The organism is Flavobacterium sp. DG2-3 (genome assembly GCF_030730925.1).
Classification (GTDB): Bacteria; Bacteroidota; Bacteroidia; order Flavobacteriales; family Flavobacteriaceae; genus Flavobacterium.
The window spans coordinates 95,345-113,785 of the sequence record NZ_JAVAMB010000013.1 but is presented as its reverse complement, the minus strand read 5'-3'; the positions used below and the strand labels follow the sequence as shown (position 1 = coordinate 113,785).

Annotated in this window: 18 protein-coding genes; 4 read left to right on the top strand and 14 right to left on the bottom strand. The window is 30.9% G+C overall.

Going from position 1 to position 18,441, the window contains the following annotated elements:
- Positions 1 to 138 precede the first annotated feature (138 nt).
- The 12 genes from Q9Q97_RS17210 to Q9Q97_RS17155 all read right to left on the bottom strand — a co-directional run bounded on the left by Q9Q97_RS17210 (position 139) and on the right by Q9Q97_RS17155 (position 8,070).
- Positions 139 to 609: a hypothetical protein gene (locus Q9Q97_RS17210; protein WP_306159338.1), complete on the bottom strand. Its 471-nt coding sequence runs from the start codon at positions 607 to 609 to the stop codon at positions 139 to 141.
- Positions 610 to 734: 125 nt separating this feature from the next.
- Positions 735 to 1,154: a hypothetical protein gene (locus Q9Q97_RS17205; RefSeq protein ID WP_306159336.1), complete on the bottom strand. Its 420-nt coding sequence runs from the start codon at positions 1,152 to 1,154 to the stop codon at positions 735 to 737.
- A 155-nt stretch (positions 1,155 to 1,309) separates the two neighbouring features.
- A complete protein-coding gene (locus tag Q9Q97_RS17200; RefSeq protein WP_306159334.1) occupies positions 1,310 to 1,732 on the bottom strand; it encodes a hypothetical protein in 423 nt (140 codons plus the stop codon).
- Between the two features lie 13 nt (positions 1,733 to 1,745).
- A complete protein-coding gene (locus Q9Q97_RS17195; RefSeq protein WP_306159332.1) occupies positions 1,746 to 2,186 on the bottom strand; it encodes a hypothetical protein in 441 nt (146 codons plus the stop codon).
- A 51-nt stretch (positions 2,187 to 2,237) separates the two neighbouring features.
- Positions 2,238 to 2,672: a hypothetical protein gene (locus Q9Q97_RS17190; protein WP_306159330.1), complete on the bottom strand. Its 435-nt coding sequence runs from the start codon at positions 2,670 to 2,672 to the stop codon at positions 2,238 to 2,240.
- Between the two features lie 96 nt (positions 2,673 to 2,768).
- On the bottom strand, positions 2,769 to 2,915 hold the full coding sequence (locus tag Q9Q97_RS17185; protein WP_306159328.1) for a hypothetical protein: 147 nt from the start codon (positions 2,913 to 2,915) through the stop codon (positions 2,769 to 2,771).
- A 147-nt stretch (positions 2,916 to 3,062) separates the two neighbouring features.
- A complete protein-coding gene (locus Q9Q97_RS17180; protein ID WP_306159326.1) occupies positions 3,063 to 3,800 on the bottom strand; it encodes a hypothetical protein in 738 nt (245 codons plus the stop codon).
- A 24-nt stretch (positions 3,801 to 3,824) separates the two neighbouring features.
- Complete coding sequence (locus Q9Q97_RS17175; RefSeq protein WP_306159324.1) at positions 3,825 to 4,562, bottom strand: imm11 family protein; 738 nt, start codon at positions 4,560 to 4,562, stop codon at positions 3,825 to 3,827.
- 61 nt (positions 4,563 to 4,623) lie between these two features.
- The gene (locus Q9Q97_RS17170; RefSeq protein WP_306159322.1) at positions 4,624 to 5,367 is read right to left on the bottom strand and encodes an imm11 family protein; all 744 of its coding nucleotides are present in this window, start codon (positions 5,365 to 5,367) and stop codon (positions 4,624 to 4,626) included.
- 2 nt (positions 5,368 to 5,369) lie between these two features.
- The gene (locus Q9Q97_RS17165; protein ID WP_306159320.1) at positions 5,370 to 7,193 is read right to left on the bottom strand and encodes a hypothetical protein; all 1,824 of its coding nucleotides are present in this window, start codon (positions 7,191 to 7,193) and stop codon (positions 5,370 to 5,372) included.
- 23 nt (positions 7,194 to 7,216) lie between these two features.
- Positions 7,217 to 7,834 carry a hypothetical protein gene (locus tag Q9Q97_RS17160; RefSeq protein WP_306159318.1) on the bottom strand — a complete coding sequence of 206 codons (618 nt, stop codon included), beginning with the start codon at positions 7,832 to 7,834 and terminating at the stop codon, positions 7,217 to 7,219.
- 8 nt (positions 7,835 to 7,842) lie between these two features.
- Positions 7,843 to 8,070, bottom strand: coding sequence for a thioredoxin family protein (locus tag Q9Q97_RS17155; protein ID WP_306159316.1), 228 nt, complete (start codon positions 8,068 to 8,070; stop codon positions 7,843 to 7,845).
- 182 nt (positions 8,071 to 8,252) lie between these two features.
- Between Q9Q97_RS17155 and Q9Q97_RS17150 the strand changes: the two genes are divergently transcribed.
- The gene (locus Q9Q97_RS17150) at positions 8,253 to 9,203 is read left to right on the top strand and encodes an ABC transporter ATP-binding protein (protein WP_306159314.1); all 951 of its coding nucleotides are present in this window, start codon (positions 8,253 to 8,255) and stop codon (positions 9,201 to 9,203) included.
- 105 nt (positions 9,204 to 9,308) lie between these two features.
- Here Q9Q97_RS17150 and Q9Q97_RS17145 read toward each other — a convergent pair whose 3' ends face one another.
- The gene (locus tag Q9Q97_RS17145) at positions 9,309 to 11,720 is read right to left on the bottom strand and encodes a S9 family peptidase (protein WP_306159312.1); all 2,412 of its coding nucleotides are present in this window, start codon (positions 11,718 to 11,720) and stop codon (positions 9,309 to 9,311) included.
- 264 nt (positions 11,721 to 11,984) lie between these two features.
- Between Q9Q97_RS17145 and Q9Q97_RS17140 the strand changes: the two genes are divergently transcribed.
- Together Q9Q97_RS17140 and Q9Q97_RS17135 are read left to right on the top strand one after the other, a co-directional pair.
- Positions 11,985 to 12,992 carry a 3-oxoacyl-ACP synthase III family protein gene (locus Q9Q97_RS17140; protein WP_095929390.1) on the top strand — a complete coding sequence of 336 codons (1,008 nt, stop codon included), beginning with the start codon at positions 11,985 to 11,987 and terminating at the stop codon, positions 12,990 to 12,992.
- 136 nt (positions 12,993 to 13,128) lie between these two features.
- Positions 13,129 to 13,800, top strand: coding sequence for a copper homeostasis protein CutC (locus Q9Q97_RS17135; RefSeq protein ID WP_306159310.1), 672 nt, complete (start codon positions 13,129 to 13,131; stop codon positions 13,798 to 13,800).
- 88 nt (positions 13,801 to 13,888) lie between these two features.
- Here the strand turns inward: Q9Q97_RS17135 and Q9Q97_RS17130 are convergent, their stop codons facing one another.
- Positions 13,889 to 16,309 carry a TonB-dependent receptor domain-containing protein gene (locus tag Q9Q97_RS17130; RefSeq protein WP_306159308.1) on the bottom strand — a complete coding sequence of 807 codons (2,421 nt, stop codon included), beginning with the start codon at positions 16,307 to 16,309 and terminating at the stop codon, positions 13,889 to 13,891.
- Positions 16,310 to 16,642: 333 nt separating this feature from the next.
- Here Q9Q97_RS17130 and argS point away from each other — a divergent pair, with 333 nt between their 5' ends.
- Complete coding sequence (argS, locus tag Q9Q97_RS17125; RefSeq protein ID WP_306159306.1) at positions 16,643 to 18,421, top strand: arginine--tRNA ligase; 1,779 nt, start codon at positions 16,643 to 16,645, stop codon at positions 18,419 to 18,421.
- The last annotated feature ends 20 nt before the right edge of the window (positions 18,422 to 18,441 follow it).

The window sequence follows — 18,441 nt, the reverse complement described above, 5'->3', positions numbered from 1 at the left end:
TATTATTAATATAGATTAATATTTATTTGAGGACAATCATGTTCATTTGCGTAGATAAGTTTTAATTGCTTATTTCATGGAATTATAATTTAAATCGTTTTCATTTCCATTTAAAGTTTTTGATATTCAATCTATGTTTTATTTTTTTGATTTTGTTTCGCAAATCATATATGAACATAAATCTTCTTCGCTGCTTACGAAATGAATCATATTTTTAGCTATAAAATCTCGATCTTCAATTACAGATAAATTATAGAAAGCTCTATATTTATTGATTTTGTCGACATAAGCATCGATAATTTTTCTGTCAATTTCACACACTTGATTTTTGTCAAAATTGTATATTCCTAAAACATATATGTCTGTAAAATCTTGCTTAGGTTTTTTAGAAAAAATTTTAGAAATTAAAGTTTTTACTCTTTCAAAGTTTTGATTGTTTGTAATAAAAATTTGAAATGGTCTTGAGCTATAGTCGCTTTGAACATAATGGTATGTAGAATATTTTTTCTCTTCATTTGTTACTGAATAATAAGTTTCTTCCGCTTTTATAATTTGAGAAGAAACGAAATTATGCAGTAGTATAAAAAGTGCTATTATTATTTTTCGCATTATTTTTAATTTAAGTTTCTTGTTGAGATAGATAAAATATTACTATGAGTACCACGTTTAATTCAATATTTATAAAAGAATTTAAGTCTGAAGGAATAGGAAGTCGTTCGGACGAAAATGTAAAATTATTGACTTTCGATACTATTTCTATATTTTTTAAATTCTTTTAAAACAATACCTCCATTTTTCTTCTGAGTAAATATTCTAATAATCGAATCAGTTTGTAAAAAATTGTCATATCCGTTTAGGAATATTTCAGTAGTGATTATATTTTTATTAGCAATATCATATTTAAATTTCCCAATTGTGAAGATGGAATCTTTTTCAGTTTCAAAATCAAGTTTTTGAGCTTTAACTGTGTACCCAAAAAGAAATGTGTCCTTTATGGGGCTATAATAGCTTTTTATGTTTTTTATTAAACCATTAAATTCTCCTGTATTTATTCTTTCATAACTTACTTTGTACTTAAAATCGCCAATTTTTTCATATGAATTACAACTTATAAATAAGACGGCTGACACCACTATATAAAATTTAGTTTTCATTTTAGTTTGTTTCTGAAATTTAGTAAGCTTTAAAAAATAAATTTCGGTTGTTAGTTAAAAATAGCACCTAGAAAGTCAGTCTTTTAGTAAAAAAATGATTTTTCATTTTAAATAGTTTTTCGTTTAATTAAGTAGTGCTAGAAATTAATGCAATATTAGTTTCTATTGATTGACTTTTCCATTTTTAAATGATTTCTATAAGCTTTTTTTGCAATTGAATCTAACTCTTTGCTGATGTAATAGTGTAAACAATTTGCCATGTAGTAATTGTCTCCTTCTTTGCAGTTTTCACATAAAATAGGTTTGGATATATTCGTGCTTAATGTAACCCCCAATTCTCTGGCTCTTCTTAAATCATCTAAACTTAAACCATCATAAGGATTAAGAGCGTCTCTTTGCTCAATTATTTTGAAAATGCTATCATTTTTATAGCTTTCTCTTAAGCAAGAGAAAAAAACATTGTCTTTATAAGCTGCAATCCAAGGATTCACGGAATAATTGTAGTTAAATTTTTGATAAATACTTTTACTACATGAGCAAAAGAAACATAAAATTAGAAAGGTGCTTATGTTTTTCATGGACGAAATTAATTTAAAATCCAGGATTTTTTGCATTTATGATTGAATCAATGTTTTTTATATTTTTCCATTTTCTATAATTTACCTTTGTGATAGAATCTAATTTTTTACTATTATAAAAATTTAGACAGTGTAGCTGTATTTTTTTTCCTGTCAATGCTTCTGAGGCAATTGTAATTGACTTAATTGAATCTTTTTTCATAATTTTTGCCTCTTCAATTCCAATTTCTCGTAACTCATCATAAAGTACACTATTTATTACAGGTGAATAGAAAGATTTATCAATAAGTGTCATTTGTGAAGTTAGATTTTTATTGCCGTATCCTTCCAGAAGACAACTGCAATATGCATCAAACTTAAAATCTTTTTTAAAATTTTGAGTGTGTTTTTTATTATGTGTAACATTGCATGACATTAATAATAAGGAGCTTAAAAGTAAACAGATAGTTTTCATATAAATCTGATTAAAAAGCTGTTTTATAATCAAAACAGCTTTTTATTTATGTTATTTTGTTTTTAGATATTTTTTATAAGCTTTTTTTGCAATAGAATCTAATTCTTTACTAGCATAATAATTTAAGCAGGTAGCACAGATATAATTCTTTTTTAAAATTTCATTTTTTTCTTTTTCAGTGCAGTCATCACAATGCGGATAAATCGGTTTTGTTATGTTTTTAATTACTTTATCAGCAAGCGTGTCTATATTGTTGTATTCCGTGTAAATTGGCTCGTAAGGAACAAAAAGATCTTTTTTTTCTATTAAATCAAAGATGCTTTTTTCATTATACCCTTTATTTATACAGGAGAAAAAGACTTCTGTCTTGTACATATTAATCCATTCATTATCTTTTTTCCCAAAGTGATATTCAAATTTATTTCTTTTGTATGTGTCGCAAGAACACATAAAACATATAATGACAAAAAAAAATATATTTTTCATATTTGTTTGATTTTTAAGTGTTTAGTGTGTTGAATGTAGGGGGCAAATTGATGTTACTTGCTCGTTTAAAATACTCCAGTACGAACATTTTCCTAGTTACTTAAACATATTATTCCTATAAATTTTATCTCTTTCTCCTCCGTGTATCCATTCAAAACTTGACAACTCAGCAGGCTGAAACTCAATACCTATACAGCCTGCATCATCAATTTCTTTTTTTAGTTTTTCAGAAATATAATACATACTTCCAATTTATTTTTATTAGGGATAAGTAAATTATAGTTTTTATATAATCATTTGAACCACGTATTTTTTTGTTCATCGTAAAAAGCTGTTTCATAATTGAAGCAGCTTTTTTTTTGACTTTAGAAATTGAAGTTCAAGATCATATTATTCATATAGATAAATATTTATTGGAGGACAATCATGTTCATTTGCATAGATATGTAACGGAAATTTAATTGAAAGTTTTTCAAATTCTTGTATGTTAATGCTTTCGAAAGCTTTATTTAAAAGTTGATACGTTTTATATTTATAACATTCTGTTAGGTGTTCATAAAATGCTGTTTCCATAATAAAATTATCAATTTCCATTTCTTCCAAGAGTAGATCGAAAGAGAATAGCTTAGAACTTATTGTCGAATAATTAATAAGGTCAATGTGATTATAAATTGATTTTTTATAATCAAAAGAGAAACCACTAGGCTCTTTTAAGATTGGAAAACTTCCTTCTCCATAACAATACAGACCAGCAGAAAGTAATTGGTCATGAATGATAAAAATTAACTGAATATTAAATTTATCTTGTTGGGATTGCGCATTTTGCTTTAAATCAATGATGGCATTTTTGATTCCAGAAATCAAATCATCTTTTATGATCGCTTCGTTAAAATCTATTTTTATAACTTCATCAAAAGCTTTTTGCAATCGTTTATTCTTAGAAACTTTATTTAATAGAAGAACTTCTTCATCCTGAAGATAATTTGTGATTCCCATACTTTTGTAGTATAGGTCTGTTTCAATTATGTAATCTTTAATTATGTTTTCTAAGCTTTCATCTCTTACATGTTTATAGTTTTCGATAAATAATCTTTCAAGATTTTGTTTTATTTCATCATTCTTTTTCATAGCAATATATTTTTATAAAAACAATTAAATAGCCTTGCCATAAATTTTTTCTCGTTCTCCTCCATGCAGCCATTCTGATAATGATAGTTCTATTGGTTGAAACTCAATGCCTGTACATTCTGCATCTTCTATTTCTTTTTTTAGTTTTTCAGACACAACATATTTTAAGCCGCCTTCAACATTTTTTAGCATAAAAAAATCTTCCTGTATATTTTCTTTTAACTTAATTTTTTCAATGTAGAAAAGTTCATTATTATCAAGAGCTTTATGTAAAGCTTCACTAAAAATTTCATAATTGTCAAAAAATAAATGTTCAGTTTCGGTTTTAAAAGTGAATTTGTAATCATCTGATTTTTTGTCATATCTGATTTTACTATTTTTTATATCAATTAAATTATTCTCGTTTTGATACATATTTAAAACGAAATAATCGTCGATAAGATTTTCTTTGAAGATTATTGGAGATTTAAAGAATTGAAGCCCTTTTTCTTTACTATTTTCTAATATGTTTTTAAATTTCTGACTTACAAGAGGTTTTAATGTAAAGCCTACGCCTCCTGCATCTATTAGATCAGTTACTTTTGATTTCGTGTGTAATATTGCATTTGCGGTAATTGGTTCAAAATCAACTTGAGTATTTTGAACTTGTTCTATAAATTTTGGGTCATTCCATATGTCGCAATGATATTTGTAGCTTTTAACTTGAGGATAATGGCCTAAAATCTTGGAATTGAGAGAATGTTGTATTGAAAAATATTTCATAGGATTAAAAAATTAATTGAAGAACTAAGACCGTTATCATATTTTTCTACAAAGAATTTTGTTAAGCTTTTCCATAAATTTTTTCTCGTTCTCCTCCATGGCTCCATTCAATGCTTGATAATTCAGCTGGTTGAAACTCAATACCTGTACAGCCGGCATCTTCAATTTCTTTTTTTAGCTTTTCAGAAACATAATACATACTTCCAAAAACATATTTTAAAGCAAAGAAATCATCGGGAATTTCTGATTTAAGACATAATTTTTCAATGTAAATATTTTCGAGTTTAATTTTTGCCATTTCGATATATTCCATAAACTCTGATATGTTTTTTACTTTCAAAAGTGTCTTTTCTATTTTGTATGATATTTTAAAATCTGCATTTTGTTTTTCATAATAGATTAAACTGTTTCCAAAATCAATGTAAGTATGACTAAATTCATACATGTTTAACAACCAATAATTTTTATGTTTTTGATAAGCATCGATCAAACTAATATTAAAAAACTGCATTCCATGATTTCTGTATTTTTCAATCAATTCTTTTAATTTCTCACTTACAATGAGATAATTCGCTACGGGACCTCCTTCGAGGATCAAATCATGAACTTTAGATTTTTTAAAAAGCTCTATTTCTAAAAGATAAGGAATGAAATCTATTTTTGTATGATTAATATTGCCAATAAATTTTGGTTCCTCGAAATATAATTTATTTTTATTAGGGATAAGTAAATTATAGTTTTTTATATAATCATTTGAACCACGTATTTTTTTGTCGATCGTAAAATGTATACTGTAATATCTCATAATTAAAAGATTAGATCATTGATGTGTAAATTTGGATTGTCAATTATTGCCTTTTTAGCTTGATTCAAAATGAGTGTTAGTTGATCGTAACATTGATTTAATGTCGCATTCGGATTGTTTTTTTGAAAGACGTTCAGTTTATCAAGAATTAAATTATTATATTTATTATGATTGTATTGATTTCTCCATGCCTCGACTGCTATACCATTGAGTTCTTCATTCATATGAAATGCGCTTCCTGATTTTGCTGCTTTTTGCACCACTGGATGGCTAGAAATATCTTTTGCCCAAGGTATTATATGATGTGCTTGTCTAGCATCAAGTGCTATAGGGCCTAATCCTAAAACAACTCTCAGTTGACTGCTTGATCCAAATGTAATAGTATTTCCTGAAACCTTCCAAACCAATTTTGTTTTGTTTGAAATTGTATAAACCGTCTTAGGAACAACTTTAAGTTTAAAGGCATACTTAGTAGAAACTGCTGCCCATCCTGCTACAGGAACTGCACTGGCTAGGCTTATTGTGGCATTTAAACCGTCGCCTTCAATAACATATAATGCACCATTTGTAATATCAGCCAGTTCTCCTACTACAGGCACCGTACCAAAAACATCAAGTGTAATATGTACTACTTCTTTACTGGCTTCCCAATAACATTTTAAAAAACTCCATTGAGGATTCAGTTTTTTTAAGCGACACATTTTGGTTATATGGTGCGCTCCAAAATATATTATTAAATCAGGATCAGTATTATTTATGGCATTCATATCTTCGTCCATGTATCGATCCATGGCTAGTAAAAAGGCATCATCTAAACCACCTATAGTTTTATTGTTGCTCAATGCTTTTAAAGTAAAATTGAAAGCATTAAGATCAAGTGAAGGGTCGGCTTTTATTATTTCAAATAATTCTTTCCCAAAAACTATAGAATCATCTGAAAATTTATTCGCGACTAGGTAATCGTATAGGGCAAAAGCGATTTCCCCATTATTATGGATAAATGTTTTACCAGGTATTGTATTAATGTGCAAGTATTTTTTGACCGCTTCAATTTTGATAATCTCTGGTTCATCATACATAGAAAATAAAGGAGATGTGGCAATGCTTCCTCCACCAGTGCCCCCAGAATTGGGGTTGATGTAACCATTTGAAGTGTAAGATCCTGTTCCTGTTTGATAGTTTGTTGTGTTGGTATCTTCTTCTATCACATTTGCATATACCACAGAGCACGATGCTGCAACTAAAGTCCAATATTGTTTAACATTATCGGCTCCTACTAAATCTCCCGATCCTACAAGTTCATAATCGTATTTACAAATCCATAGTGCAGCTCCCTTTCCTGTTATAGAACTTATATTAAGATCGATTGGTTCAATTTTAGCCGCACCCGGTTTGTTTTTAGCATTGAAACTTTCTAATTCTTTTTTATTATAATCGTATTCAACTATATAAGAATCATAACCGCCATTTTCATTTAGAGAAAAAAGGATGTTTTTTATTTTTTCATTCTCATTTTGTTGAGTAGAGAAGGTATATGAATGATAGTTTCCATTCTCAATATAAATCGCATTATCGGTATTAACAATTAAACCAAGATCATTTAAAAGTATGTTTTTTGATGTCGATGAATTTTTTGCTTCATTTATTTTTTGAAGTTTATTTGCAATTTTAGTATTTAATTCAATCTCATCTTTTGAAATTTTCTTTAAATTATAATTGCTTTGAGGAATATTAGTAACAATGTTTTCTTCGGCTGAACAGCTCGAAAGTAAAAAACTAAGTATGGCAAAGCATATTATTGCCAAATGGAGTGATGTTTGTTTCATGGTATATAGTTTATTTTGGTTTTTTAAGGTTTTGCTAATGATCTTTCATAGAATTTAAATAGTTGATTACTGTTTTCAATTACGTTTTCTAAATTGTGGTCTCTTAAAAACTGCTCCGTTTCGGTTATATCTTTTTGGGTTCCTTTAGTAGCTAAATACTTTAAAAACCAATACTGATAATCATTTAATTCGTTAATTTCTTCTGCTTTTATTGCTGAAATTTTTTTGTTGAGCTTTTCAAAATCAAAGCGATATGCTAATTCGTACAGGACTAAAAGCTCAAGTTTTTGTTTCTTTTGCAAATAGTTTTCATCGCTTTTCTTTAATTCATCTTTAGCGTCTTTTAAGTATTCATTAGCAACACGAACTATTCTTCCTTTAATATTATTATTTACTAATAGAGAATAATTGTAATATTTCTGTGCTATCCGAATAGCTGTATTGTATTTTTGAGTTTGGTAAAAACCAATTAATTCTGTGGCTAAATATTCTGTAGATAAACTATATTGTATTAATTCTCTTTTTAAATCAGAAGCAGTTTGATAACCTGTAAATTGATGAATAATTTTTCCGTTAGGATCAATAATAAAAATACTGGGAAGAAGCCTAATCTGGTATTTAAAAGCAATGTCCCGATGCACATCGACATCTATCTTAAGGTTACAAAATTTTCAAGAATGGTTTGAATCTGGACATCATTCCAAGAACTTAAATCCATTTGCTTGCAAGGGCCGCACCATTTTGCAGTAAAATCTACAAGTATTAGTTTGTTTGTGCTTAAAGCTACTTTTTGTGCATCTTCTATAGAAGTAAACCACGCTGCTTCAACTTTATATGATGCAAAAAACAATACTATTAACGGGAGCAATTTTTTCATAATGCAATTTATTAATTCTAGGCAAATAAAGTAAAAAAAAGATTACAAATAAAATTATAATGTTAATTTTTAAATTATTTTTCTGACAATAAACTTACTTAGGAAGAGTTTCATAATTGAAGCAGCTTTTTTTTGACTTTAGAAATTAAACATTGTAAATTTGACGTCTCATATTACAACTCATGCTCGACATACAAAATATATCTTTTTCGTACACCGAAAGCCCCGTTATAAAAAACATCTCTTTTTCTATTGAAAAAGGCCAGAATATTGCCATTATCGGCGAGAGTGGCTGCGGAAAAAGCACGCTGCTCAAGCTTATATATGGGCTTTACGATCTGGACGAGGGAAAGATTTTCTATGAGAACAAGCCAGTTTTGGGGCCAAAGTTTAATTTGATTCCAGGAATGCCCTATATGAAATATTTGGCGCAAGATTTTGATTTGTCTCCTTATGAAACGGTTGCAGAAAACGTAGGTAAGTTTCTATCCAATGGTTTTGCCAACATGAAAAAACTTCGTGTTCAGGAATTATTAGAAATGGTAGAAATGGATCAGTTTTCAAATGTTAAGACCAAATTCTTAAGTGGAGGACAGCAGCAGAGAGTGGCTTTGGTAAGAGTTTTAGCTTTAGAACCAGAAGTGATTTTGCTAGACGAGCCTTTCAGTCAGATTGATGCTTTCAGAAAAAATGCGCTTCGTCGTAATTTGTTTCGTTACTTAAAACAAAAGGGGATTACGTGTATTATTGCAACGCACGATAGTACAGATGCTTTGTCTTTTGCAGATCAGGCAATCGTGATGCGAAATGGGGAAGTATTAGTAAAAGATGATCCGAATAAAATATATGAAGATCCAAAAATAAAATATGTTGCTTCTTTGTTTGGAGAAGTAAATGAAATTCCGACGCATTTATTATTAGACTATCAAGACGAAACCCATAAAACTTTGGTTTATCCGCATCAGTTTAAAATGGTTTCAGAGTCTCGATTAATGGTTAAAATCAGAAGAACTTATTTTAGAGGAAGCCATTATTTAATTGAAACTGTTTATAAAAGGCAATTAATTTTCTTTGAAAGTGAAATAGATTTACCGCTTGAGCAGGAAGTGTTTCTGGCTTTGAATTATCTATAATTAGAAAATGTGCCAATTAGATAATTAAGATAATTGCTGGCGTTAAATAATAAACCCGACAGGTTTTTGAAACTTGTCGGGTTTGCTTTTGAAAATAAAATGAAATTAATTTTTCAGATATTTTTCTAAAAATTGATCTTGTTCCCAAAGCAAATGAAGAATGTTTTCTTTGGCAACATAACTATGCGATTCTTTTGGCAGAATAACCATTCTTGCTGGCGCTCCCAAACCTTTCAATGCTTGAAAATAACGTTCTGTCTGCAAAGTAAAAGTTCCAGGATTGTTATCTGCTTCTCCGTGAACTAATAACATTGGAGTTTTCATTTTTTCTGCATTCATAAAAGGAGACATGGTATTGTAGACTTCTGGAGCTTCCCAATAATTTCTTTGTTCAGATTGAAATCCGAATGGCGTTAAAGTTCTGTTGTAAGCGCCACTTCTTGCAATTCCGCAGGCAAAAAGATTAGAATGCGTTAATAAGTTAGCCGTCATAAATGCTCCATACGAATGTCCTCCAACAGCCACTTTTTTGCGATTAATATAACCTAAAGCATCAACAGCGTCAATCGCCGCTGCTGCATTATCAACTAATTGCGAAACAAAGTTGTCATTTGGTTCTGTAGTTCCTTCTCCAATAATTGGAAATGCTGCGTCGTCTAAAACCACATATCCTTTTGTAACCCAGTACACAAATGATCCATAATAAGGAAATGTAAATTCGTTAGAATTTTGCGTCGATTGCGAAGCACTGTTTCTGTCTTTATATTCTGCAGGATAAGCCCAGATCAATAGCGGCAATTTTTCTTTTTTTGCTTTATCATAACCAGCAGGAAGATATAAAGTTCCTGAAAGTTCCAAGCCATCTTTACGTTTATATTTAATAACTTCTTTGCTTACATTTTTAATGCTTTCAAACGGATTTTTGAAATCGGTAACTTGTGTTAAGCTGTTTTGTTTTTTGATATTTCTGAAATAGTAATTCGGATATTCTGTTTTAGATTGTATCTGAACCAAGACTTTTCCGGTTTTAAAATCTTCAATTTCTAAAATATCTTCTTTTTTGTCTTTATAAGAAGACGTATAAATGCGTTTAGATTTTAAAGTTTCCAGATTGAATTCATCCACAAAAGGGAATTGCCCAGTTTTAGTATAACCTTCGCCAATTCTGTAAAGATTGTTTTTTTCGATTGCTAAAACATATTTATTGTAAGCATTTTTTCTCGTTTCAAAAACTCCAGGGTCTGAATAAACATCTTGCGAATTTCTATCTGTAATCAGTTTCGGCTGCTGACTTGGGTTTGAAGGATTTATCAAAAATGTTTTAGTGTTTCTAGTGTCGTACCATTCTTCTGAAAGAATAGCTAAATCGTCATTCCCCCAAATAATATCACTAAAACGCTGTGGTGTTTTTGCTAAAGATGTCGCTTCTTTGTCAAAAGGTGCATCCCAAAGAAAAATCTCATCTCTAAAATCAACTTTATTTGCAGGATCTCCTTCATCTAAAGCTACAACATAAGACAATGTTGCAGGTTTGTCATTTCTCCAAGCCATTTCTCTTTTTCCTTTGCGAACAGCCATAAAACCTTTTGGCATAATTTCGTTTAGAGGAACATCGTTTACCGTTTTAATTTCTCTTCCGCTTAAATCGTAAACAATAGTTTTAGACGGAAATCTATATAAAGGCACTACATAAGAAAACGGTTTTTGAATTGTAGTCAGCATAATGTAATTGCCATCTGGCGAGATTTTCTCTCCAAAATACATCGCAGCTGCTTTATATAAAGAAGCGTCGCCGTTTAATTTTACTTTGTATAATTCAGAAGTGATGCAGTTTTCAAAATTAACTTCGTCATTTTTATTTTTAAGCATATCAGGATACGTTCTGTTTTGAGATTTTTCTCCCGAAGTGTTTGAAATAATTGGCCCAGTTGGCAGATCTTTTTTAGAATCTAAAAGAGGCTGTCTGTTTTTAGGAAGCATTTTTACTAAGATGGTTTCGCTATCTAAAAACCAGCTAAACGGATTTCCAAGATTGGCATTTACTCTGGCCTCTGTAAGTTTTGTAGCTTGTGCTGTAGCCACATCTAAAACCCAAAGTTCAACACCAGAATTGGTAGTGTGCGAGAAAAGGATTTTTTTGTCATTTGGCGACCAAAGAATGTTTGTTATTTTTGGATTATCAGGCAATCCTTTAATTTGGATTTCTTCTTTACCGCTTATTTTTCGTAGTTTAAGGTTAGTTAGATAAGTTACTGTGCTCGAAATATTAGTAACGGGATTAATTCTTAAACCTGCCAAACGAACCTCGTCTTGATTTAGGTCATCTAACGTTTTATAAGTATTGCGGTACATTAAAAGCATATTTTCTTTTTTTGTATCCATAGATACGGAAGGAGCTCTTTGGTAATCTGCCAAATCTAAAATAGATTTTGAAGGTTTTTGATAAGTTAGATTCTCTTGTGCGAAAGAGAAAAAGCTTATATTTAAAAATAAAAACAGTGTAACCTTTAATTTCATAGTTTGAATTTTATGGGTTTGTAAAATTGGTATTCAAAATGTTTGTCTAAGATAGTTTTGTCTTGTTACATCTTGAGCCTGATTTTTAATTTTTTTCAATGTTTGCGTATTAAAATTGCCTTTTCGAGAAGTAAATGATGATAAGTCACCGTAGAATTAAAATATATTAAATTGCTAATAACGAAAAAAATAGTATTTTGTGTACGTATATTTTAAAGTATGCGTAAATTTGCAATCCAATTTTTTAATAAATAATAATAGATTATGTATCATTCAAAAATAGCTGGTTTAGGATATTATGTGCCTTCAAATGTGGTGACTAACGATGATTTGTCTAAGATAATGGATACCAATGATGAATGGATTCAGGAAAGAACTGGAATTCAGGAAAGAAGACACATTATCCGTGGAGAAGACACTACTACTTCAATGGGAGTAAAAGCAGCTAAAATTGCAATCGAGCGTTCTGGCGTTGCCAAAGAAGATATTGATTTTGTAGTTTTTGCTACATTAAGTCCAGATTATTATTTTCCAGGACCAGGTGTTTTGGTTCAAAGAGATTTGGGTTTAAGAACAGTTGGAGCATTAGATGTTAGAAACCAATGTTCTGGTTTTGTTTATGCAATTTCTGTTGCAGATCAATATATTAAAACTGGAATGTATAAAAACATTTTAGTTATTGGTTCTGAAGTTCATTCTACTGGATTGGACATGACAACTCGCGGACGTGGAGTTTCTGTAATTTTCGGAGATGGAGCAGGAGCTGCAGTTTTAAGCCGTGAAGAAGATTTGACGAAAGGAATTTTATCTACACATTTGCATTCAGAAGGAGAACACGCAGAAGAATTGGCTTTGCAAGCGCCAGGAATGGGAGCGCGCTGGGTGACAGATATTATTGCTGATAATGATCCGAACGACGAAAGTTATTATCCTTACATGAATGGACAATTTGTATTTAAAAATGCTGTAGTTCGTTTTGCTGAAGTAATCAATGAAGGATTGGAAGCAAATGGTCTTCAGGTTTCAGATATCGACATGCTAATTCCGCATCAAGCGAATTTGAGAATTTCGCAATTCATTCAAAATAAATTCAAATTAACAGACGACCAAGTTCATAACAATATTCAGAAATACGGAAACACGACAGCAGCGTCTATTCCGATTGCTTTGACTGAAGCTTGGGAACAAGGAAAAATCAAATCTGGAGATACTGTAGTTCTAGCAGCTTTCGGTAGCGGATTCACTTGGGCAAGTGCTATTATTAAATGGTAAAATAATCATCTTACATTATATATTTTTTTTAACCTGCTTCTTATTTGGAGCAGGTTTTTTTTTATAAATTGCGGTGTAGACCTGACAGGTTTCTAAAACCTGTCAGGTCTCTGAGAATAAACTTATTTCAATAAAAATGAAAAAAAATCAATTAGAAATAGCTTGTTTTAATTATGAATCGGCATTAATTGCTCAAGCAAACGGCGCGGACAGAATTGAACTTTGTGAAAATATGAAATTGGGAGGAACTACTCCAAACTCAATTTTGGTGGTGAAAGTTCGCGAAAGCCTAAATATAAAAATGCATGTAATCATCAGACCTCGTGGCGGTGATTTTGTTTATTCTGATGAAGAGCTTACAGAAATGAAACAAGATATTAAGCAATATAAAAAACTTGGCGTAGATGGTTTTGTTTTCGGAATTCTGAAGGAAAATGGAAAAATAAATAAAAAGCAAAATAAAGAATTAGTGCATTTAGCGCATCCGCTTTCATGTACATTTCATCGTGCTTTTGATGTAGTTAAAAATCCTGAAAAATCGCTCGAATCAATTATTGACTGCGGTTTCAAAACAATTTTAACTTCTGGCCAAGGAGTGAATGTTGAAGAAGGAATTTTAGCTTTAGAAAGAATTCAGGAATTGGCTGGCGACAGAATAGAAATTATGCCGGGCGGAGGGCTGAGATCTTCGAATATCAAATTACTGCAAGAAAAATTAGATTTGACTTTTTATCATTCGTCTGCAATTACAGACGATTCAGAAACGGCAAATCCAGAAGAAATAAAGGAATTGCGTAATTTTTTATAATTACATAAAAATAAAAAATCCTGGAGTTGGCATACTCCAGGATTTTTTTTTCTACAAGAACTATTAAAATCTGCTAATAAAAGCGGTATTAAAACATTCCGCCGCCACCTTTATTAGTGTTATCTTCTCTTTGTTTACGCTGTAAATTTTTGATTTTTGCACCTCCAAAGTTATACGTTAAACCAACATATACAGTTTGGCTTTCCCACTTAAACTGACCCGCTTGCGGATAAGGATACATCGTGTCAAAAGCATATTTCATAGTATTGAAAACATCATTAAAACGAACACTTAAATTCATTTTATTGTCTAGCAATGTATAACGTGTACCAATATCCATTTTATACATTTCATGGCTATTGTTTTGAAGACCGTCTGTAGCACCTCTATAGAATCCGAAAGCTAAGAAACTTAAACGTTTATTTACTTTAAAGTTAGAGTTCATACGTCCGTTGAAAGCAGCAACTGTAATTTTACGATCAACAGGATTACTTGTATTAGTTGCAGGATCATATAAGAACACAATACCTTGCTGATTAATGCTTGAAAAATCAATAGACGGCTGAATATCCCACCATTTTGTAATTTTATAATTGAATGAAAGTTCAAATCCGTAAGCAGTATTATGATCGTAGTTTGTAAACGTCATAATCTGTTTTTCTTTGTTAGGATCTGCTGGATCAGGATATAAAATTCTGCTAATTTGATCGTTGATGCTTCTCACAAAAACACCAGCTGTAAAACTTCCTTTTTCAAGAGTTTTAGTATAATTTACTTCAACAGAGTTTGTAAACTGAGGTCTTAATTCTGGATTTCCTAAAGAAGTAACCAACGGAGTGGCAAATTCACGAATAGGTTTTGTCTGCTCTAAACTCGGACGGTCTACACGACGGCTGTAGCTGAATTGCAGAGTATTTTTTTCATTCAAGTTATACGTTAAGTAAGCAGATGGATACAAGGTAATGTAATCATCGTCAAATGTAGTTTGGCCGTAATTTAAGTTTGCCTGAGCTTTATAACTTTCAAAACGAGCTCCTAATTGATAGCTGAATTTTTTAAATTTTTGCCCAAAAGTTACATAAGCAGAATAAATGTCTGTGTCATAAGTATAATGAGAAGTTTGATCTGCAACAGGAAGTAACGGGTTTCCAGTTGTGTAGTCGTTTCCTGTTCTCGTGATTCTTGCTTCTGCTCCAGCTTCAAGAGTCGTTTTTTCGTTTAACGGATTAACATAATCAACGTTTATGGTGCTTAATTTTCTAGTTCCTTCTAAGAAATCATTGTAGGCAACATCTGAAGAGGTGTTGTCAGTATTGGTCGTTTGAGTATCAAAAGAAGCATGTTGCGTTTCTTTGTTGTCGCTATAATTGGCTTCAAAATCTAAAGTATGTCCTTCTTTTTTGAAAATGTGTTTGTATGCCAAATTATAAGTTCCAACTCGATCTGGCCCCCAATATTTAGATTTTTGAAAGATATTAGAAATATCAGAATTTGCTACATTATTGTAATCAATATCAGTATCTACAAAGCCTTCGCCGTCAGATCTGTTTTGGTTCGTATAAATAGATAAAGTGTTATGGTCATCAATTAAGTAATCCATTCCAATTTTGTATAAATACGATTCGTTGTCATTCAAAACATCAATATTTTGAGTGATATCTTGATCAAATCTTTGGATAAATCCATCATTTTGGTACTTTCCAAAATTCTGTCCTACGTTTCCAAAGAAATTTACTTTACCAGTTTTATAGTTTAAATCTAAAGACTGATTGTATTTTGCCGTTTTTCCAAAAGTAATACCACCGCTATATGTTCCGTTAAAACCAGTATTTGCATTTTTATGCAAAATAATGTTGATAATTCCAGACATTCCTTCTGGATTATACTTCGCACTTGGATTGGTAATCAGCTCAATTTTTTTGATAGAAGTTGACGGAATCTGTTTCAGTAATTGAGCAGGATCAATATTAGAAGGACGACCGTCAATAAGTACACGAACATTGTCATTTCCGCGAAGCGAAAGTTTTCCGTCCTGATCCACATTCACAGAAGGAATATTATTCATAATATCCGATGCTGAAGCTCCGGCAGTTGTTAAATCTTTTCCAACGTTCACTACCTTTCTATCAATTTTTTGTTCAATTGTCGAACGTTCTGCGATAACGTTTACCCCTTTTAACTGCGTTGCTTCTTCTTCTAGAGAAACATTTACAGTTGCCGTTTTTTTGTTTTCGCTTAAAAGGACAGAACCAATATATTTTCTAAATCCAATATATTGAATTTCGATCGTATAACTTTTTAAAGCAACATTTTTAAATGAAAAATCTCCATTATCGTCTGTATTTACTCCGGTAATTACTTTTCCATTTTCTTTAAGTGAAACCGTAGCGTAAGAAATCGGCGCATTGTTTGACTTTTCTGTAATTTTTCCAGAAATACTTCCCGTATTCTGGGCCTGTGCTGTTGCGATTATCCCCAATAATGCAAACAGAAAGAATTTTAATTTCATGATTTTTTTAATGATTATTTTTGATTTGATTGATGATGATTTTGTTTTGTTAGTTTTTCTTTTTTTTGTTTTTTCTTGACCTCAATAAAAATTGAAGTCACTAAGTAAGACTCGATTGTATTTGATATGTTACAAGAAATTCTAGAAAAAAGAATAAATTTTTTCTCATTGGCTGTTTTGTAAGAGATTAGGCTTTTGATTTTTTGATAATTTTAACAATTAAAAAATGTGCTTTTTTATCAAATTGAAACTCTTTTCTTGAATTTAATATGTTTTTGATTTTCTCTAATTGATGAATAAGCAGTATCTTTGCTCACTTTAAAATAAGTTTACATGTCATTACAACAAATTCTTACACCTTCTATACAAAAAGCAATACAAGCATTATTTGATGTTACTGTTGATAAAATCGAGTTTCAAACTACTAGAAAAGAGTTTGAAGGCGATATTACAATGGTAATTTTTCCTTTATTGAAAGTGATTAAAAGTAATCCGGCCGAACTGGGAAATAAAATTGGAAACTATCTCGTTGAAAATGTTTCTGAAGTGGCTCGCTTTAATGTAGTTTCTGGTTTCTTGAATATTGTAATTTCAGATAGCTACTATGTAAATTTCTTTAACGGAATAAAAGACCAAATACCATTCGGATTTGTTGAGCCAAATCCTGCTGAAAAAGCGGTAATGGTAGAATATTCTTCTCCAAACACCAATAAACCTTTGCACTTAGGGCATGTTCGTAACAATTTGTTAGGATATTCTGTTGCAGAGATTTTAAAAGCTTCGGGTAAAAAAGTATACAAAACTCAAATTATCAACGATAGAGGAATCCATATCTGTAAATCGATGCTGGCTTGGGAGAAATTCGGACACGGAGAAACCCCTGAAACTTCTGGTTTAAAAGGAGATAAACTGGTTGGTAAATATTATGTAGAGTTTGATAAAGCTTACAAGAGTGAAATTAATGGTTTAATCGAAACGGGTAAAACAGAAGAAGAAGCAAAAAAACAAGCGCCAATCATTATCGAAGCACAAGACATGCTTAAGAAATGGGAAGCTGGCGACGAAAAAGTAATTGCACTTTGGAAAAAAATGAACGAATGGGTTTATGAAGGTTTTGCTACAACTTATACTAATCTTGGAGTTAATTTTGATAAATATTACTACGAAAGCAACACTTATTTATTAGGTAAAGATGTTGTGCAAGTAGGTTTGGATAAAGGTGTTTTTGAAAAAGATCCAGACGGTTCTGTTTGGATTGATTTGACTGACGAAGGTTTAGACCGTAAAATTGTTTTGCGTTCTGACGGTACTGCAGTTTATATGACACAAGATATCGGAACAGCAATTCAGCGTGTAAAAGACATGCCAGATGTTGGAGGAATGGTTTACACGGTTGGAAATGAACAAGATTATCACTTTAAAGTATTATTCTTAATCTTGAAAAAGCTAGGTTTTGACTGGGCTTCAAGTCTATATCATTTGTCTTACGGAATGGTTGATCTTCCGTCTGGAAAAATGAAAAGCCGTGAGGGAACAGTTGTAGATGCTGACGATTTGATGCAAGACATGACGGATACAGCAAGACAAATTTCAGAAGATTTAGGGAAATTGGATAGCTATTCTGATGAAGAAAAAGCAAAACTGTACAAAACAATTGGTTTAGGGGCTTTGAAATATTACATTTTAAAAGTTGATCCTAAAAAACGTATTTTGTTCAATCCAGAAGAATCTGTAGATTTTGCAGGAAATACAGGACCATTTATTCAGTATACATACGCTAGAATTCGATCGATAATTCGTAAAGCAGATTTTGATTTTGATACTAAAATTGAAATTGATGAATTGCACGAAAAAGAAAAAGAATTGCTAAAACAAACCGAGCTTTTCCCAGAAATAATTCAAAATGCAGCTCAAAATCATAGTCCGGCATTAATTGCAAATTATACTTATGATTTAGTAAAAGAATACAACTCTTTTTATCAGTCAGTACACATTTTAGGTGAAGTTGATTTAACTAAAAAAATATTCAGAGTGCAGCTTTCTCAAAAAGTTGCCGAAGTAATTAAATCTGCATTGCAATTGTTAGGAATTGAAGTTCCTGAGAGAATGTAAGAGTTTAAAATACCAGAGAA

Excerpts from the sequence above, each read along its gene's own strand:
- Q9Q97_RS17180 (WP_306159326.1), bottom strand. The coding sequence starts at position 3,800 with ATGAAAAAGAATGATGAAATAAAACAAAATCTTGAAAGATTATTTATC.
- Q9Q97_RS17155 (WP_306159316.1), bottom strand. The coding sequence starts at position 8,070 with ATGAAAAAATTGCTCCCGTTAATAGTATTGTTTTTTGCATCATATAAA.
- Q9Q97_RS17195 (WP_306159332.1), bottom strand. The coding sequence starts at position 2,186 with ATGAAAACTATCTGTTTACTTTTAAGCTCCTTATTATTAATGTCATGC.
- Q9Q97_RS17185 (WP_306159328.1), bottom strand. The coding sequence starts at position 2,915 with ATGTATTATATTTCTGAAAAACTAAAAAAAGAAATTGATGATGCAGGC.
- Q9Q97_RS17200 (WP_306159334.1), bottom strand. The coding sequence starts at position 1,732 with ATGAAAAACATAAGCACCTTTCTAATTTTATGTTTCTTTTGCTCATGT.
- Q9Q97_RS17130 (WP_306159308.1), bottom strand. The coding sequence starts at position 16,309 with ATGAAATTAAAATTCTTTCTGTTTGCATTATTGGGGATAATCGCAACA.
- Q9Q97_RS17205 (WP_306159336.1), bottom strand. The coding sequence starts at position 1,154 with ATGAAAACTAAATTTTATATAGTGGTGTCAGCCGTCTTATTTATAAGT.
- Q9Q97_RS17190 (WP_306159330.1), bottom strand. The coding sequence starts at position 2,672 with ATGAAAAATATATTTTTTTTTGTCATTATATGTTTTATGTGTTCTTGC.
- Q9Q97_RS17140 (WP_095929390.1), top strand. The coding sequence starts at position 11,985 with ATGTATCATTCAAAAATAGCTGGTTTAGGATATTATGTGCCTTCAAAT.
- argS (WP_306159306.1), top strand. The coding sequence starts at position 16,643 with ATGTCATTACAACAAATTCTTACACCTTCTATACAAAAAGCAATACAA.
- Q9Q97_RS17175 (WP_306159324.1), bottom strand. The coding sequence starts at position 4,562 with ATGAAATATTTTTCAATACAACATTCTCTCAATTCCAAGATTTTAGGC.
- Q9Q97_RS17145 (WP_306159312.1), bottom strand. The coding sequence starts at position 11,720 with ATGAAATTAAAGGTTACACTGTTTTTATTTTTAAATATAAGCTTTTTC.
- Q9Q97_RS17170 (WP_306159322.1), bottom strand. The coding sequence starts at position 5,367 with ATGAGATATTACAGTATACATTTTACGATCGACAAAAAAATACGTGGT.
- Q9Q97_RS17135 (WP_306159310.1), top strand. The coding sequence starts at position 13,129 with ATGAAAAAAAATCAATTAGAAATAGCTTGTTTTAATTATGAATCGGCA.
- Q9Q97_RS17210 (WP_306159338.1), bottom strand. The coding sequence starts at position 609 with ATGCGAAAAATAATAATAGCACTTTTTATACTACTGCATAATTTCGTT.
- Q9Q97_RS17150 (WP_306159314.1), top strand. The coding sequence starts at position 8,253 with ATGCTCGACATACAAAATATATCTTTTTCGTACACCGAAAGCCCCGTT.
- Q9Q97_RS17165 (WP_306159320.1), bottom strand. The coding sequence starts at position 7,193 with ATGAAACAAACATCACTCCATTTGGCAATAATATGCTTTGCCATACTT.